The organism is Carboxylicivirga sp. M1479, from assembly GCF_007097485.1.
Taxonomy (GTDB): Bacteria; Bacteroidota; Bacteroidia; order Bacteroidales; family Marinilabiliaceae; genus Carboxylicivirga.
Window position 1 is genome coordinate 18,388 of sequence record NZ_VKDE01000022.1, and the last position, 18,365, is coordinate 36,752.

The following is an 18,365-nucleotide window of genomic DNA, read 5'->3' on the forward strand; positions in this document are numbered from 1 at the left end:
AATATTTAGAACACAAAAATGCTCAATGGATAACTTTTATGAGTCTTACTCTACACCAATAAAGGGTAAATAATTTACAATGGAACCGAAGTTTAAATATCATAAAAGAGGCATAAAATAACACATAAAAACCACTACACTCTCTTTATCTGCCATTTACACCCATTGTAAACCCATTAATATTATATATCACCTCTGATACTATATGAACCTCAAGAAAGCCAATGGTTATACTCAGGTTCTCATATCAAGAATATATTTTCTAAAAACCGCGTTTATTTTATGGCATAATATGGATAAAATCGTTAAGGCAAATTCATATCCTTATAGTTGCTATGTACTTTCAGTAGTTTATTTTTTTGACTTTTGCGTCATTGACTAAAATAGGAACACAAAAGTTAATGAATGACCCCGGAGCAAGCTCCGAGGTATCAAGTGGCGTTTGCTACGCAAACAATTTTATTTTCGACCCAAGGGTCAAGGAATAAAACCACATTAGATTAAAAAATCATTAAAATTATTGTCGAATTCAGCATAAAAAGGACAAAATCATCAGGGAAAACCAAGAAATCATTTGATTTCAAAAAGAAGACAATCAACGTATAAAGTAATAATACTAATACAGCATTAAGCTAAAACTGCTATAAAAGCTCTGGCTAACCTATGTAGAATTTGTACACCCACCAAAGCATAAGAGACTTCAAAAATCCTACAATGAAAGGTGAGACGTTTCAACTCGTTACGAATCAATAAGCTCCAATTAAGTTAATTGAGGTCAGTAGATAAATACATATATTAGTAGTCTTTAAAATCAAGAGATACATGGATATATTTCGGGGTCAAAACCTTCTAGAGTTTGCTGAACGTTTTAAAAGTGATGAAGATTGTAAAGAATACTTAGCTCATTTTAAGTGGTCAGAGGGATTTAAATGCACCAAATGCAATCATACTGGATGTCAGATTAGAGGTAATCATTCAAGAACTTGTAATAAATGCAGTCATACTGAATCATCAACAGCTAATACCTTGTTTCACAAAGTCAAATTTGGTATTCGTAAAGCCTTCTTTATTTGCTTTGAAATGTCTACGACAACCAAAAGTCTTTCAGCAAGTCACATAAGCGTTCGTTTTGGCATTACAGAAAAGACCGCACGGCTATTCATGCACAAGGTTCGTGAAGCTATGAAGTCAAGTGAAAGTTATCCCATAGATGGAAATGGACACATTGATGAATTTGTTGTAGGAGGTAAAGAAACAGGAGCTGTTGGCAGAAGTTATCATACCAAGAAAAAGAAGATTGTTTGTGCTGTTGAGCTTACGGAAGACGGTAAAGTTAAGCGAATGTATTCTATGAAGATTGATAATTATTCATCTAAGGAATTAAAAAGGCTGTTCGATAAGCATATCTCAAACGAAGCTAATGTTGTAACTGATAAGTGAAAAGGTTACAGGCCTTTAATGAAGCAGTACAATATAGAGCAAGTAGAAAGTGACCATGGTATGAATTTTAAGGCTTTACACACAATGATACATCAAGTTAAATCATGGCTTAGAACAACCTATTCATGGGTAAGCGAATCTAATATAGATCGATACCTTAGTGAATTTTGTTATCGAATAAATAGGTCCCAATCAAAACAGAATATATTTAACAATTTCGTCAGTAGAATGGTAGATGCAGACAAGATTTATCAAGCTAAATTAGTATGTCCTTAACTACTGACCTCAATAAGTTAAAATTAAAAATCCTATAATTAAACTAGAAAGAGCTAAGGTAAATTATAGGCTATTATTTGGGAAACAAAAATCAAACTACATAAACATTGCAAATGTTATATAATTCTAAAACAATTTAATTATTCTGCTTTATACTTTTTTCTATATTCCGATGGAATCATACCAAACTCTTTCGAAAAGCCTCGCCTAAAGCTCTTCGCATCAGCGTAGGCTACTTTATCTATAATTTCCAGTACTGTCATGTCTGTTTCTCTAAGATACTGAGCAGCTCGCTTTAAACGCATTGAGCGAATATATGCTCCAGGTGTTATATCTATCATTTTTTTACATTTTCGATATAAAGTCATATAGCTCATTGCCATCTTTGTTGCCAACTCTTCCTTTGTAAATGTAACATTATCTATATTCTCCTCAACAATAGAAATGATTTGTTTTAATAGTTTTACATCATCTTTCTCAATCACCTCACCTTTGGGCTCCAGTACCACTTTTTCGGCAAATTTATACGATAACTTGCGTCGGGATTCTATTAACAGATTAACCTTTTCAAGAAGTAGTATTGGATTAAAAGGTTTGATCATATAAGCATCTGCTCCATGACGAGTGCCTAATAATTCGTCTTTTCCCTCACCTTTAGCCGTTAAGAGAATAACTGGTATATGGGAAACAAGTTCATTTGATTTAATTTTCTGACATAACTCAAAGCCATCCATTCGAGGCATCATTACATCTGAGATAACCAACTCAGGCTTATGCTCTAAAACACCTTCATAGGCCTCTAAACCATCTTTTGCATCAATTACCTCAAAATTTTGTTCCAAAAGCCCATGCAAATACTTCATAATTTCCTCATTATCATCCACAATTAATATTTTGTCGCCACGAATAGCTTTTGGGAGCTGACGTACTTGCATTTTCGAAAACTTTTCCGTAATACCTTCAAAATGTTTTTCTTTTGTCGGTGATTTTGTAATTTCATCTGCTAACAAATGACTTGTACCTTTTAGTAAGCTTATGGTAAAGGTGGTTAATTCACCTCGCGTACTTGTTACATTTATTTCTCCTTTATGCAATTCTATATAACTCTTCACCAGAGACAGTCCGATACCTGTACTGCCAATAGGTGAATGTCCGGGTGGCTGATAAAAACGCTCAAAAATAGACGTCATGCTGGAGGGAGGAATGCCACTGCCATTATTTGAAATATGGATAAAAATATGCTGTTCATCCTGCTCCAATAATACAGAAACTTCGCCCGTCTGGCCAACATACTTAAAAGCATTGGATAACAAATTATTCACCACCACTGCCATTTTCTCATTATCAAAATAGAGTGTTGGATTTTTTAATTTATAATTTGTCTTAAAACCAATTTTTTTGCTTTCAGCATATATTGCAAATGGCTCAGTTAGATGTTTTACGAATTCAATCATATTGTTTTCTGAAGCCTGCAACTGTGCCTTACCAGCTTCCAGCTTTCTAAACTCCAGGAGTTGATTAACAAGCTCCTGTAATTTGGACGCACTTTGATATACTACCTCAATTTTACTTTTAACATAATCTTGTCCAAGTTTTGAAAAGTCTTTTTGTAATAACTCACTAACAGGTGCCAGTATAAGGGTTAAGGGGGTACGTATTTCATGTGAAATATTTGTAAAAAACCTCAGCTTATCATCATTCATTTTTTTTTGGTTCACTCGCTGTGTTTTTTGTATCTCAACCTCCTGTTTTAACTGTTCCTGCCGTCTTGCCACCTTTACTATCACAAAAACAGTTAAAACGATCAACAGGACATAAGCACCATTAGCATACCAAGTCTTCCAGGGTGCGGGAGAAACACTTATATTGAGAGTTCTTTCCCGATCACTCCAACTCCCATTACTATTGGTACCATACAAACGTAATGTATAATCACCAGGCTTTAAATTCGAAAATGAAACGTAACGTCTATTACCCAAAAGCACGCGAGTGCTGTCTAGGCCTTCCAACCAATAAGCATAATGATTAAGATGAGGGGCTTTATAGTCCAGGGCAGAAAATTCTATGGAAAACTCATTTTGCAGATGATTCAAATGGATTCGTTGTTGCGAATTGATACTCTTTTTAAAAGCGCCTTTAGGATTGACCACAGAAGGCTTGTTTAATATTTTGAACTCTGTTATTGCAACTGGGGGATTATAATTATTATCCTTTACCTCTTCCGGATTAAAATAAGTTACACCGTTAAATCCACCAAAATACATTTGACCATCGTGCCCAATACAGCCCGATGTTTTTGAAAAGTTCAACCCACCAATTCCATCTGACTCATCGTAATTCCTAAAGGTTCTGCTCTGCTTATTATACATAGATAAGCCGGCGTTTGTACTCAACCAGATATTTCCTTTTTTATCGCTTAAAATACAATTGATGTAATCATCAGCCAAACCATCTTTCTTAGTATACTCCATTAGTTTGAAGCTTCCATTTGGCTCTTCAACAAGCTGATTTAAACTGCTTGGCGTACCAAACCACACATGACCACTATTATCGGTATGAAGGCATAGTATCGTTTTGTCAAGAGTTGTATAATTATCAATCAAGTTTTCAACAGCAATAAAAGAGTTCTTTTCGGCCTGATAGAGGTGTAACCCCAGATTTGTCCCTATCCATAATCGATTTCGGTGGTCATAATTCAAAACCAAGCCCCTATGGGATACCAATTGTCTTTCGTGATCTCTTGCATAAATTTTTTTCTTTAATACAAATTCACTCTTTTCTTTCTCAAACAAGTATAATCCATTCACTTCTGAGGCAACCCACAATTGATTACCTAACACTATCAGATCAACAGGTTTGCGCACACGTAAGGAAGGTGAATTAAAGAAGGTAGAAGCAGGAAGCAATTCTTTTGATCCGTCAATGTTATTTTTTATCACATATAGAGTAGATTCAAGACAAACCCAAATCAATCCATTTTCAGACTGATAAATTGAAATAACATGTTCAGATTCAAATTCACTCCTCATTTTATTTTGTATAACTGAAACCTTAGAGAATTTTCCTTCGCCGTTACTTACAAATAAGCCCTTCCCCTTGGTCCCAACCCACAATACTCCATCACGATCTTCAAGAACTGAAGTTATGTGTTGCCCTCCAATGTCATTATTTGCGTCATAGGTATAAAACTGTTTGTTGGCTGATAATCGAACGATCCCTCCTCCATTCGTTCCAACCCAAATATCACCAGCTACATCCTGATAGATATCCAATATAAAATCATAGTCTGAATGGGAGATATTATCAACATCTGGTTTTATTTCTACTTTATGAAACGTTAAATCAGCCACGCTAAATTTAAACAAGCCTTGACCTTTTGTCCCAATCCATAAATCACCTGCATTATCCTGCATCAAGGAGATACCAGCTTCATTATCTGGCAAATCAGGAATCACAAAGTTGGTAGTGGAACCATTAGAATAATTATAGCGCGTCAAATTTAAATTCCAACCCACCATCCAAATACATGGTTGTTGTCGATCGGCAATTATTTTCATTGGATCGTGATAGCCCTTACTAAACCTTATCGTTTTTTCTACTTTATCTGCGCTCACGAAGCCTAATCCACTCTGTGTCCCCCAAAATACGAGGGTATCATTAACACAGGTCACCGACCTGCATAATCCGCTACTAATTGACTCAATCACATCACCTTCAGCTCTATACTTAACGATTCCATTACCAAAACTGCTAATACAAATATTACCTTTTGAATCCTCATCAAAAGAAATAACAGGAGTCTTATTTAATTTACCCGAACCTGGTGGCACCACGAATCTCTCTTTCACTAAATCGAAATAACTGTATCCTCCGGTTTGGGTTCCAATCCATAGGTGACCATTAGAATCGCGAAACAGACACTCCACTGAAGCACCCTGTATACTGGATGTTTGTTGCCAATCAGGCTTGTAGTGTTTGAACTGATATCCATCGTATCGATTAAGACCACCTCTGGTTCCAAACCACATAAAACCGTCATTATCCTGAACGATTGAAGTAACTTCATTGTGCGACAAGCCATCTTCTACCGATAGATAAGATATTTGGTACTCCTGACCAAATGCGATATAGCTTCGCACTATAACAAAAGCTGACAATAATAATACTCTAATACAACGAAAATCGCTCATCTCCTTACATTCTTAAATATTTCGTGAATTTATAAAATAATTAAGAACGTAAGGAGAGTTTAAAGCAAGAACCAAATAAATTCTGGACTTACAAGTGTCTTTAATGGCTCTTCGTTATTTCTCAATCAGTTATCGGACAATTCTTGGCTTGAACGGGCAATAAATACAACATTCTTCAATACCGTAGAACAAACTATTCTCAAAATTCATGCAAGATCTGAATGATTTAATACCTTCAATTTAAATCTATCAATAAGTGAACATAAGTATTCATTCTTGTTTTTGAACGAATCTATTACACTCGCACTACTATCTTGATATCTTTCCTTTTTGACGGCAATTACTAAATCTGCAACATCATCGCCTTCATTTAAATTAGTATTCTCCAGAACGGTATTTACACAAACTATAAAACAAGCGGCCTTGGCAATTTTGCACCACTTTTCAAAAGCTTTTCCCTTATCAGGAAATAAAGTTACCTGATACCCGCTGAGAGTATTTACTTTGTGAACATTAAGCATCTCAATAGAACCAACGGCAATCCAATTATATTGTGGATAATACAATGCTCCGAATATGGCATTCTTTTCACCTTCGGCAATGGCCACAGGTTTTGTTTTATCAATAAGCAGGTGAGCGCCAAAGAATACTTGTTTTAAATTGAAGTCCTTTTGCTTAGTGATATGATGCACCCAATTAATATAACCAACCCGCTTTAGAGTAGCTGAATTATATTGCATCACTTTACCTGTTCGTACTCGTCCCAATCTGTTGACTTGCCAGAAAATCGTTTTATTCCCTTTGGCTGTACCAACGTAATATCTCTGTAATACTTCTAAAACCAAGTGTTCAGGAAAGTATTTAGTCAAGCCGATAGCAAAGTTGTTTTGGTGATAGTTGGTAAGCGAAGCTAGCATTAGCTTTTTGTCAATACATGAAGGAGGTTGGGTGATCGGTCTTGGTTTAAAAACAGGCTTAGTAAAATCATTTGATTCGTATCCATTTTTCTCAAAGTACATTTTAGGTGTAAAATGGTATGCACATTTTTCCACACGGTTACATCTACCTGTATAATCTGACAAATGCTTGTTGGTGTGGTGGTCTACATACCTGGTAAAAGTCCTTTGCTGACATTTCGGACAATGATACCTGGTTGATCGTCCTTTGTATTTTTCCAATGAATAGCGGATATCTGACATAAAAGAAACTTTTCTTGTCTTAGTGGAGTTTGTGGAGTTGTGGAGGATTGTTGTTTTTCAAGCACTTACTACTCCATACAACTACACTCACTCCACAACTTCATCAATTCTGAAATGATTATTGAACTATTTGTACTGTTCCATACTCCACAGTTACTCCACTCAAACTCCACACATAAAGCATTGTGAATCAATCAAACTCCACAACTCCGCAAACTCTACAGTATTCTATATTTTTTCCTGGATCAATATCGTTGTAGTAAGATTAATTGAGTACATCAGTTTCGTACACACCTTTCTGCTTTTTATGTGCCAGTTTTGTATTGCTCAGCAATTGGTAAGCGTATGATTCTTTGGCTATATTGAGTTTAATGGCCATCTCAATAAACTCTTTGTTGGTGAATTCTCGTTTGCCAATCTTCTTTAAAACCTGAAACACCTTACCTTCCTTTGAGTTGTCTTCATACACATTTAAAACCATATGGTTTAGCTTTAATGCATTGGAAAAGAAATAATCCTTAAGCATAATGGCTTTTTTCATTGAGTCCATGGTTATGTACTTAATCGCTTGCCCTTCAAAAAAGCTATTTGAAACTTCAAGGACCAGTGCAAATCGTAATATATATCTATCCAGTTTTGACAGGATTCCTGATATAGTAGCATCCTTATTGGATGGCTTTACATGTTTGTTTACTTCATCAATAAACAAGTCCTCTGCCTTCTCAGATAATGGTAACTCTATCGTATTAATACTCTCATAAACTTTATCCATCAAAGCTTTCATCCTGGAATGAAATTTCTCTATCATGTAATCATCAGGGTTCTTTTTTCCAATTAATTTCTTTTCCATTTTTAACGGAATAGCAAAAAGAATTCGCTCAAAGAAACCATCTTTTATATCCTTGGCCTTAAATGATGCAATCACATCGTCCTGTATACTGCCTATGATTGATACACAAGGCATACTCAACGAAGAACTTTCAACTTCTTTACGATCCAGTGAAATTGGTGCTCCATCCCATATGGATAGAAACTGACTTTGCTTTGAGGTTCCGCTATATCCAATCAAATTCAAAATAAAGCTCTTAAACTCATCGGGCATCAATATCATACCATTGGGATTTTGCTTATGGATATTGATGAGAGCCTCAAAAGTCGGATCGGTAGAATACAGTTTTTTCTTAGTCGGTTTCTTTTCACCTAAATCAGGATCATAATTGGCGATGGCTGCTTCATATTCCTGGTCGTATTGCTTCTGCAAGTTTTTGATGGCTTTAAAAGCTGTTTTTAAGGGAGCACTTTTATTCTGTCCTGACTTACCGACTAACACCACCCACATGGATGGGTTTTCAATCCATTCAATATGTTTACGCAGATGGTACGAGTTGCCAATAATCCCGGCCAACGCTGTAAAAATACTTACCGATGTATAGTCGATGTTATAATTCCCGTGCTCATGTAATTCAATAATAGTATCCTGGATAAACTTTGGAAAGATGGTCAATGGAAATTCCGATTCCTCTGCCATTTTAAGTCTATGGTTAGCTTCATGGATGGACATCTTTCCAAATTTCAGGTGTGCTTTCCCCAGTTCCGTTTTCTCTTTTTCAATTGATTCCATACGATATAGGGGATTATCCATTAATACTTTCCAGATAAGCCTCTATTTCTGAAGCCTTATAGTAGATTTTGCGTCCGGTCTTCTTATAAGCGATAACCTTATTGTCACGCATGGTTTGCAAAGTACGCCTACTAACATTTAATAGTTTGCATACTTCTTCGGTGACATACCAACGATCTTTAAAACCATCATTCTTGGCCACATTGATACTATCAATCTTATCGTTAATATGGTCAATCTTACCCATTAACTTATTAAAGAGGTGCTCATCTACAATTACAACTGTCTTGCTCATTTTTATACGATTTAAATGTGTTATTCATTTTTGTTTCGTCAAACCTAAGCAATACGGTACACTGACTTTCTCGTAAAAGATAGTAACGGAAAGTAAAGGAGAGTAAAAGCAAGTAAAAAATTGTTTTGTATCGTATTTTATCGTTTTAACGGTTCTTAATTGAGCGCAAGTAAATAGTACTGAGTACAGACTAAATTACTTCATACTTCTAATCCTTGACATTTTTTCTATTTAATGCTATTTGTTACTATCTAAAAATCAAACGCTTTTACTTTTATTACTATTTATTACCATGTTCTTCATTTCTTTTGTAATTGCATACTATTTCTCTATAATTGAATCAGAAAAACGTAAAAAAAAACGACTCACAAAAATGATATTTAGAAGAACGATTTTGAAACAAGATTTGGCCATTAAATTATATCCACAAAGCTCAAATATAAATGCAGCGATGCAGTTGCTCCGGAAAGAAATAAAACTATCACCTGAATTGAATAACAAACTCGATTTATTGACAAGAAATAAACGAGCGCATTATTACACTCATAAAGAATTGGAAGCAATTCTGGAACATTATTGTATAAGCCAGGAGGAATTTAAGTTATTGTAAAAACTTCTTTTGGGAAACCATGATAAAACTTACAGAAAACCTAGCGAAAACAAGCGCAAAAGCACTATATGCACCAATAAGCAGATAGCTTTTTCATGCTTGAGCGTACTTTCAGAGCATATGCAGACCATATTCAGAGTATATTTCACATGCTTTTGAGCGCTCTGCCCATTTCGTAGTATATATTAAGCATGCTATTTGAATGCTTTCAAAAATCCTGAGAGTACTTTTGGGGTGCTTTGCTCATTATCAATAGTGCTTTGTATAAATCTCCACCAATATGAAAACAACACCATTGTTGAATTAGGAAAATGCTTCGTATTTTAGAGTGCATTTTGAGCACTTTATAGGGAATTGTATGGTCTGTCGTGCATGAAACCAAAAAAAGTTCAAATTGTCGTTAATTGGCTAAGTTGTGTCCGAAATTAGCACAACTGTAAGTCGCTAGTTTTGTGATTTATAATATAATTTTACAACCATCGAAATGAAGTAGAATAATATTAAACGCAATACGATGATATTACCCCGAACAATATTAAAACAAGATTTAGCTAAAAAACTATACCCTCAAAGTTCAAATAAAACTTCCGCCATGCAATTAATGCGCAAGGAAATTAAACTATCACAGGAATTAAGCACTAAGCTTGATAAGCTAACACGTAATAAACGGGCTCATTATTTTACCCACATAGAACTGGGGATTATCCTGAAACACTTTGGAATTAGCCAGGAAGAGTTCGAGGATTTGTAAAGATTCTATCAAAACTGATGTAATTGTTGAATGTAAAACTTCGCATTTTTTTATTCGACAAGAACATTTGCAACATTAACACTCACGGTTGCATTTTTTTTCGATTAGGATTTAAAAAAGTACTCCTTCGTTTTGAATTGGATACTTTTGTTTATCGTTTAAAAATAATTTTTCAGTTGAAGTGCTCAGCACCTCAACTAAATTATATTTGACCTTTTTCAACTGGAGTGCTGAGCACCTCAGTTGAAATAACAGATGAAATTCAATTCTAACAATCAAATGACAGCAAATTTTAGGTTAGAGTCTCAGGCCTCCTACTAAATTTTTATAGATTCTTTTTACTGTTATATTACCATGTACTACAACTATAAATTAATAAACTAATAATTCAACTATGCCGCTGAGCAGCATAGTCAAATACAAAAAATAATATATCGCTATGGCGAAGTACATTGCAACCATTATCTAATACAAGTCTTTTATCTTCTCCATATTCTTCTTAATCAAAGCTTCGGTTGTTCTGGCATAACGTTGAGTCATTTTCGTACTGGAATGACCAAGCGTCTTTGATACAACTTCCAAGGGCATATCATTCTCTAGGGCAACCGTTGTTGCAAAAGTATGCCTAGCGGTATGTGTTGATATGGGTTTATCAATACCACATATAATTCCTATTTCTTTCAAAAAAGCATTCATTTTTTGATTGCTTAAAACAGGAAGCACCATACCTTTTTCAATGAGTTCCGGTTTGTATTCGTACTTTTCCATTAACTTTTTGGCGGCCTCAATCACAAAGATGGTACTCATCTGATCAGTTTTCTTGCGTTTTTTATGGATCCAGGTAATTCCGTTACCATCGGTTGTGATATGCTCATGCTTTAGAGACTTGGCATCAGAGAAGGCTAATCCAGTAAAGCAACAGAATACGAAAACATCACGAACCTGTCGTAAGCGTTCTATGCTTATTTCTTTATTAATTACTGTACTCAATTCCTCTTTGGTAAGATATACAGCATCGACAGGTTTTAGTTTGAATTTAATGGTAGCGAAAGGGTCTTTCTTCATCCAACCATTGGCCAGTGCAATGAGTACTATTTTTTTGAAATTCTTTAGGTATTTGACAGCAGTGTTGTGGACGCATTTACGTTCCGTTTTTAGGTATAATTCATAGCTACGTACAAACTGATGATTTAGATCCTCCAAAGCCATGTCTTCACGTTGGTACTGCCAACGAATGAAATCCTTTGTGTGCATATAGCTCGTTTCGTAGCGTTGAACTGTATCTGGTGCAAAGTCAATTCCGATTAATTTTCTTGCGTTGTCATTATGTTCCTGGAAAACTTTTAGTATAGTTCTTCTGCATTCTTTTGTGCCAACTAGTTTTTCCTGAATAATCCGAACTGTGACTGTTTGATTATCCAAGATCATAAAATCAATATAGGATAATATCTTTCGGTGATATTGGTCGATGAACTTATTGAGTTCTACAATTTCCAAGCTTCGACCTTTAGCTCTTTCTTTTTTGTCATCCCAATTATTAGGATTAACATGCTTTTTAAGTGAGAACTCTGTTCTTTCCTTGTTAATGGTAATTCTTACGAAGATTGTTGCATCTCCACTTTTGGTAAGTTTTGTTCTTTTGATGAAGAACAAGGTTTTGACATTTTCAAGTCCACTCATAATGATAAATTTTAGTGTTAAAATTATTTCTATGAGTTCATTTCAGAACAATTCAAAACCGAGTAATAGAGCGCAATGCAGAGTGTTTTATAACCGTCAATCGAGGACTTTTTTCGAGAAAATTAAGTCCTCGATAAGTCCGCTCAAAAACTGCGTTTTTTTGCATCTTTTTGCAAAATATTGCGCATTAAAAAACCCTGTAAGTATTGACTTACAGGGTTTTTCTTAAAATTGCTTTCGCTATCAGCGGAGAGAGAGGGATTCGAACCCCCGGTACCTCGCGGTACAATGGTTTTCAAGACCACCGCATTCGACCACTCTGCCATCTCTCCAATAAAACAATGTGCATTTCTTTCAATGCGGCTGCAAATATAGATATTATTTGTAATTAAACAACATCTGAAAGTCAAAAAACATCAATGAAATTACAAAAAATTAATACTATCAATAAGAATTCTACTTTTATGCATTTTCAAATCACTTTTCGGCCCGAACATTTGGTAAACACTGCAAATACTATATATTTGTAGAGGAAAGTTTAAGAATTAAAATTTGGTATAACCCTAAAATCTAAGAGTATTATGAACAAGGCTCAATTAATTGATGCAATTGCTGGAGAAGCAGAATTGACAAAAGCTGATGCTAAAAAAGCTTTAGACGCATTCATTAAAGTAACTGGTACTGCATTAAAAGACGGTGGTCGTGTTGCATTAGTAGGATTTGGTTCTTTTGGTGTTTCTGAAAGAAGTGCACGTACAGGAAGAAACCCACAAACAGGTAAAGAAATTGAAATCCCTGCTAAAAAAGTTGTTAAATTCAAAGCTGGTAGTGAGTTAAGCGACTCTATCAACTAATTTATTACAACCTAAAAATATTAAGAGAGTGCTAACGCGCTCTCTTTTTTTTATTATACCACCTTATTTAACAGCTAATTAAAACTATGATAAAAGACCTAATACAGTTTTTGGAGCAATTTTCAAAAGAAGAAAGAAGAAACCAAATCTTTCAAGTTGCCAGTCATCGCACCAGATACTTAACAGTTGTATTAGAAGATATTTATCAAACTCAAAATGCAAGTGCAGTTTTGCGATCATGCGATTGTTTTGGTATTCAAGACATTCATATTATTGAAAACCAAAACACTTTCAACATAAACCCTGACGTAGTTATTGGCTCTACTAAATGGTTGCACCTCCACCAACACAACCAAGAAGACAACAACACGAGAGCCACATTGTGCAAGCTCAAATCCGACGGCTACCGAATTGTTGCAACATCGCCTCATCAAAACGATGTAAACCTCGATGATTTCGATCTTAATAAAGGAAAATTTGCCCTTGTTTTTGGTAATGAGGGAAAAGGAATTTCAGACATTGTAAAAGAGGAAGCAGATGAATTTATGAAAATTCCGATGGTTGGTTTCTCTGAAAGTCTAAACATTTCAGTTAGTGCTGCCGTATCAATCCAACACTTAACAAACAAACTAGAAAAGAGTACGATAGATTGGAAACTCTCCCAAACCGAATTGGATGAATTATACCTGGAATGGCTAAGAAAAACAGTCAAAAAGAGTGAGCTCCTCATTGATGAATTCAATAAAAGGAACAATACCCATTTTTAAATGTTATTTTTTAAGTGGGATACAACAAATAATGACGATATTTTTTTATTTTTGAAGAAAATCATATTCTATGAATTGCATTATTATCGATGATGATAAACTTTCAACAAAGATCATTCAGGAATTTGTTGAAAAAACAGACGACTTGATATTAGCAGGGACATTTGATAGTGCAGTGGGTGCCATTAACTACCTTTCTAAACAAGACGTCGAAACAATTGACCTTATATTTTTAGATATTGAAATGCCTGAAATGAGTGGCATTGATTTTCTTAAATCATTAGATGAATTACCTCAAGTTATTGTTTATTCGTCACAAGAAAAATATGCAATCGACTCTTACGAATATAATGTTACTGATTATCTGCTAAAACCTGTTCAATATGGCCGTTTTATAAAAGCCGTGAAAAGAGCACGTGAGAGATTTGAGGAGAAAGACACTGTTGTTCGTGAAACTAACGAGATCTTTGTTAAGAACAATAGTTCATTAGTAAGGGTAAAATACGATGACATATTGTGGATTGAAGCTCTAGAGAACTATGTTGTTCTAAATACTTTTAAGGATAAATTTACCATTCACTTTACAATGAAGGCCATTTCAGAAAAAATGCCTCCAGAACGATACGTCCGTGTTCATCGCTCGTTCATTGTCAATATTAATAAGATAAAGGTTATTGAAGACAATTCGGTTATAATCAACTACGAAGGTGGATCGAAAATAATTCCAATAGGAAAGTCTTACAAAGACAAGCTAATGGATGACATCAACTTAATTACAAGATAAAAAAGAAACCCGTCTACTCGACGGGTTTTTTAATGCTCTTTAATCATCTCCATCGGCACTATCAAAATTACTAACATTTGATACTTCATCATTATAGTAATAGATGATAACATCTGCTGTATCCCGTAAGAAATTAACTTTTCCTATTTCAGCACGATGAATTAATAAACCTGTTCTTTCTTTTAAATCATTCAACAGCTCTTCGTAACGTGCAGGTGTTATTAACTCTATTTTCTCATAAATTATAAGCTTGCTCGATTCATGCTTAAGTAACCAAACTCGCTCAAGACCAAATGTAACGCCAATAATTAGCAGGTTAGTTACTACCAATTCTCCAATAGAAATATAGGAGCCACTCAATGCATTTATTACAGAAACTCCTATTGTTATAAACAGGTAGGTCATCTCCTTAATGGGTATTTGCGTGGTTCGGTATCGGATAATACCAAAAATTGCAAACAAACCTAAGGCAAAACCTAATTGCAAGTTCACACTTTCGAGAAGCAAACACAGTAAAAATACAATTGTACTAATTAAAATAAATGTAAACAGGTAGTCTTTTCGTCTGGCTTTTTGATAATAGATAACTCGCACTAAAATAAGTGCCACCACCAGGTTAAAAGCAAATCGCAGCAAGAGGCTAATTAATGCTTTGCTATTTATAATTTCATTCAGAGTTATTTCCATTGGTTATTAGATTTAATCATGTGAGATCTAATATGCAATATCGGCAAAGTCATTAAAAGGATAAAGAAAACGACACCTTAATTAAGCTCCATTTTGTGTTCAACGGAATATTTCAGTTTCAAACTGTCCAACAAACAAGGATTAAGCGATAAACAGACAAACGAAATTGATACTTGAATTGTGAAAAGAAACTTTACCGCTAGATAACAATAGGAAGAAGCTATGGCTGAACGACTTTAAGAGAATAATGCACTTTAACTCGGTAATTCTTTGGGAATTTTGGTAATAGCAGCCACTTTCTATTTTCATATAAACGACCAGAGCGCTGTATTTGAGTAGTTCCAAAAGTAGCGAAGTATACGTCAATAACCTTACTACGATCATTACGCAACACCTCTACTTTAGTGGTTTTAATTGCCTCTTCCCCATTTCTCACAAATTGACTGCATACCACAATCGATTTCTTATCAAAGTTAATCTTACCAAAATCTATCGATTCACATTCTGCATTATATTTATATGGTATTTTCTTCAAATCATCTAAAGAATGAGCCACCTCAAAATTGTTGATTTGCAAACAGAATGATTTGTCTAAATCTAATTCCTTATATATAATTGGTGTTTGCCCTTTTACGGCTGGTAACAACGCCAAGCTTACAACAAGCATTAAACACATTATGAGCAAAGCCTTTTTCATGGAAAGAACTATTAAAAATTACAAAACTTTAAAATCAATCTTGAGAGATTGATTATTCACATATAAACATAGGCTTTTCCATTGATTTAGAAAAATCACTCAAGCGCCAATTCTTTTCTAAATCGTTTTTGCTTGCGAATAAACAGCACTACAAATAGTGTTTTAATTATAATTCCTAAAGACAAAAACCAAACATACAAACTCATATACTGATCTGTTTTTCGAAAATACACTGCAGCAAAAATCAAAGCTAAGCCAAGTATTAATAATACGATTTCCGAACCAACTTTAACCAAACCACTTCGTACTCCAAGTATCAAATAAAGAATTTTCATTGTTCCTCCAACACTAAAGCACAAGGCTGCCCAAGGGCCTGTTACACTCAAAACCTTCAAGAGAATTCCTATCAAAATTAAGGTTCCCCCAATCATTATTAAATATTTTATCTTTTGCATTTTCTCAGTTTTAAATTCATCAGAGTAACATCGATAAAAATAAATGGTTCACAGCCATTATCGCTCTTTATCTCCAAAAGGCACTTTCTTCACATGAGATATGTATATTTACACTTTTGAAACACACGAAATTAACATTTATACAATGAAAAGCTACGGATTCGTAATTTTCTTAAGCATTATTTTAAGCATTCATTTTGCTGTTAATTACTACATATACCACCGCGGCATACAATGGTTAGAAACTATTCCTGCCCTAAAAAACACATTCAGATGGATAATGCTATTATTGCTTATTGCTTATCCTGCTGGTCGCTTTCTCGAAAGAATATGGTACTCTCCCATTTCCAATTCATTACATTGGATTGGGGCTTTTTGGTTTGCAGGCATGCTATATTTTACCTTGTTTATTTTTGCAGTTGACATCATTCGACTTTTAAATACACTTATCCACTTCCTACCCAAACAAGGAACAATAAACTACACCAACCTAAAGTATTACACAGGTATCATCCTTACAGCCACATGTATTCTCATCATTTTCATTGGTTTCATGAATGCCTGGCATCCTAAAATAAACCAATACAACATTAAAATTGAAAAACACATTGAGGGACGAAAGCAATTGAAAATTGTTGCCGCATCAGATATTCATTTGGGAACCATTATTGGCCCACGCAAAACCAATAAACTTGTACAAACAATTAATTCGTTAGAGCCAGATATAATATTATTTGCAGGAGATGTTGTAGACGAAGATGTTGGACCAGTAATACGTCAGAACCTCGGAGAAAGTCTTCGCCAACTTAAGGCCCCGTTAGGAGTATATGCCTGCACTGGCAATCACGAGTACATTGGAGGAGCCGACCGTTCTGTTCAATACCTCGAAGAGCACGGCTTAACCATACTCAGGGATTCCTCTATTCTTATCGAAGATCAGTTTTACCTTATCGGTCGAGAAGATAAAGACAAGTCGCGCTCAGGAGCCATACGGAAAAGCATTACTGATTTGGTAAATCATCTGAATAAATCAAAACCTTTAATCATGCTTGACCACCAACCGTTTAACCTTGATTTAGTTGAAAAAGAAGCGGTTGATTTACAAATTTCTGGTCATACCCACCATGGGCAATTATGGCCTTTTGGCTATATTACCAAACGGATGTTTGAAGTAAGCAGAGGTTACAAGTTAAAAGGCAATAGCCACTTTATTGTAAGTACTGGTTTTGGCACTTGGGGTCCTCCTGTTCGAACGGGTAACAGACCAGAAATACTCGAAATCAATGTAAGTTTTAGATAACCTTACTGTACTGAGCTTACTAAGTCCATGTTGCTAATTACTTGTTCAAGTTCTCCTTTTTGGCTTAAGGCTTTTATTTCTTTTAAAGCCTTTGTGAACTTCAATTTATTGGATGAATTTGAACAATAGGACACAACTCCCTCTAAAGCACTTGCCTGTAAGGATCTAACGCTTTGCGAGTTTTCATCATCTATAAAGTGCATGGCAAAATAAATGCTATACATATCCATTAAACATTCATCATTTCCTAAAAGCACATCTACATTGGTTTGTGTGTTTGTGTGTTCATTTAGCCACAACTGAACAAATTTAGTTGCAATCGATCTTGATTCATCTTTTTTATCGTAGCGTACACCTGTTAAGTAACAACAACATTCCAAAGCTGCCTCTTTCGTTTCTTCTGCTTGAGATTCATCTTTAACATCAAGATCTGACAAATAGGAAAAATCTTGCGCACTCGCACCGACACTCATTAGGCATAGCACTATATAAATTACAAATTGTTTCATTATCCTCAATTAACATTCACTATTCAATTATTTATTAAGCGATTACGCAGAAACGGATAAACGTTTATATTATTTTGACAAATAGTGCATTTTGAATGACAAACACGAGTAAAAGTTCAACAAAGCAAATTAACAACATCACTACCTGAACGTTAAGAATTCCTTATTCATTAACCAACTAGCCAACATTAAAAATCGCTTAAAAAGTATCGTAAAAAACCTATATTTGCACGATATTTGCTTGTTTGAT

The 18,365-nt window shown here is 34.8% G+C and carries 15 protein-coding genes, 1 tRNA gene and 1 pseudogene; 7 read left to right on the forward strand and 10 right to left on the reverse strand.

Annotated features, from left to right (window positions below; genetic code table 11):
* Positions 1 to 822 precede the first annotated feature (822 nt).
* A pseudogene (locus FNN09_RS13830) lies at positions 823 to 1,716 on the forward strand (IS1595 family transposase).
* A gap of 140 nt (positions 1,717 to 1,856) precedes the next feature.
* On the opposite strand, the gene FNN09_RS13835 reads toward FNN09_RS13830, so the two are convergent.
* The 4 genes from FNN09_RS13835 to FNN09_RS13850 form a co-directional block, all read right to left on the reverse strand.
* On the reverse strand, positions 1,857 to 5,906 hold the full coding sequence (locus FNN09_RS13835; RefSeq protein ID WP_143302966.1) for a two-component regulator propeller domain-containing protein: 4,050 nt from the start codon (positions 5,904 to 5,906) through the stop codon (positions 1,857 to 1,859).
* Between the two features lie 206 nt (positions 5,907 to 6,112).
* A complete protein-coding gene (locus FNN09_RS13840; RefSeq protein WP_255434122.1) occupies positions 6,113 to 7,105 on the reverse strand; it encodes a DUF6371 domain-containing protein in 993 nt (330 codons plus the stop codon).
* A gap of 265 nt (positions 7,106 to 7,370) precedes the next feature.
* Positions 7,371 to 8,726: a DUF3987 domain-containing protein gene (locus FNN09_RS13845; RefSeq protein WP_185969011.1), complete on the reverse strand. Its 1,356-nt coding sequence runs from the start codon at positions 8,724 to 8,726 to the stop codon at positions 7,371 to 7,373.
* Between the two features lie 13 nt (positions 8,727 to 8,739).
* Positions 8,740 to 9,021: a helix-turn-helix domain-containing protein gene (locus tag FNN09_RS13850; RefSeq protein ID WP_138529957.1), complete on the reverse strand. Its 282-nt coding sequence runs from the start codon at positions 9,019 to 9,021 to the stop codon at positions 8,740 to 8,742.
* A 373-nt stretch (positions 9,022 to 9,394) separates the two neighbouring features.
* Between FNN09_RS13850 and FNN09_RS21595 the strand changes: the two genes are divergently transcribed.
* Positions 9,395 to 9,631 carry a DUF4248 domain-containing protein gene (locus FNN09_RS21595; protein WP_143302540.1) on the forward strand — a complete coding sequence of 79 codons (237 nt, stop codon included), beginning with the start codon at positions 9,395 to 9,397 and terminating at the stop codon, positions 9,629 to 9,631.
* 514 nt (positions 9,632 to 10,145) lie between these two features.
* Entirely contained in the window at positions 10,146 to 10,382 is a 237-nt protein-coding gene (locus tag FNN09_RS13860) for a DUF4248 domain-containing protein (RefSeq protein ID WP_143302970.1), read from the forward strand.
* A gap of 465 nt (positions 10,383 to 10,847) precedes the next feature.
* Here FNN09_RS13860 and FNN09_RS13865 read toward each other — a convergent pair whose 3' ends face one another.
* Entirely contained in the window at positions 10,848 to 12,062 is a 1,215-nt protein-coding gene (locus FNN09_RS13865) for a site-specific integrase (protein WP_143302971.1), read from the reverse strand.
* A gap of 247 nt (positions 12,063 to 12,309) precedes the next feature.
* Positions 12,310 to 12,394: transfer RNA gene (locus FNN09_RS13870), tRNA-Ser, on the reverse strand.
* A gap of 246 nt (positions 12,395 to 12,640) precedes the next feature.
* On the opposite strand from FNN09_RS13870, the gene FNN09_RS13875 reads away from it, so the two are divergent.
* The 3 genes from FNN09_RS13875 (at position 12,641) to FNN09_RS13885 (ending at position 14,467) form a co-directional block, all read left to right on the forward strand.
* Complete coding sequence (locus FNN09_RS13875) at positions 12,641 to 12,916, forward strand: HU family DNA-binding protein (protein WP_255434131.1); 276 nt, start codon at positions 12,641 to 12,643, stop codon at positions 12,914 to 12,916.
* Between the two features lie 86 nt (positions 12,917 to 13,002).
* Entirely contained in the window at positions 13,003 to 13,683 is a 681-nt protein-coding gene (locus tag FNN09_RS13880; protein ID WP_143302973.1) for an RNA methyltransferase, read from the forward strand.
* A 70-nt stretch (positions 13,684 to 13,753) separates the two neighbouring features.
* Positions 13,754 to 14,467 carry a LytTR family DNA-binding domain-containing protein gene (locus FNN09_RS13885; RefSeq protein ID WP_143302974.1) on the forward strand — a complete coding sequence of 238 codons (714 nt, stop codon included), beginning with the start codon at positions 13,754 to 13,756 and terminating at the stop codon, positions 14,465 to 14,467.
* 39 nt (positions 14,468 to 14,506) lie between these two features.
* On the opposite strand, the gene FNN09_RS13890 is transcribed toward FNN09_RS13885, so the two are convergent.
* From FNN09_RS13890 to FNN09_RS13900, 3 genes are all read right to left on the reverse strand, one after another.
* The gene (locus FNN09_RS13890) at positions 14,507 to 15,154 is read right to left on the reverse strand and encodes a DUF4956 domain-containing protein (RefSeq protein ID WP_143302975.1); all 648 of its coding nucleotides are present in this window, start codon (positions 15,152 to 15,154) and stop codon (positions 14,507 to 14,509) included.
* A gap of 220 nt (positions 15,155 to 15,374) precedes the next feature.
* Positions 15,375 to 15,851: a hypothetical protein gene (locus tag FNN09_RS13895; RefSeq protein WP_143302976.1), complete on the reverse strand. Its 477-nt coding sequence runs from the start codon at positions 15,849 to 15,851 to the stop codon at positions 15,375 to 15,377.
* Between the two features lie 95 nt (positions 15,852 to 15,946).
* Entirely contained in the window at positions 15,947 to 16,306 is a 360-nt protein-coding gene (locus FNN09_RS13900) for a hypothetical protein (RefSeq protein WP_143302977.1), read from the reverse strand.
* Positions 16,307 to 16,451: 145 nt separating this feature from the next.
* Between FNN09_RS13900 and FNN09_RS13905 the strand changes: the two genes are divergently transcribed.
* On the forward strand, positions 16,452 to 17,606 hold the full coding sequence (locus tag FNN09_RS13905; RefSeq protein ID WP_143302978.1) for a metallophosphoesterase: 1,155 nt from the start codon (positions 16,452 to 16,454) through the stop codon (positions 17,604 to 17,606).
* 2 nt (positions 17,607 to 17,608) lie between these two features.
* On the opposite strand, the gene FNN09_RS13910 is transcribed toward FNN09_RS13905, so the two are convergent.
* Positions 17,609 to 18,115 (reverse strand): hypothetical protein, encoded by a 507-nt coding sequence (locus FNN09_RS13910; RefSeq protein WP_143302979.1) that lies wholly within the window; start codon positions 18,113 to 18,115, stop codon positions 17,609 to 17,611.
* Positions 18,116 to 18,365: the final 250 nt, after the last annotated feature.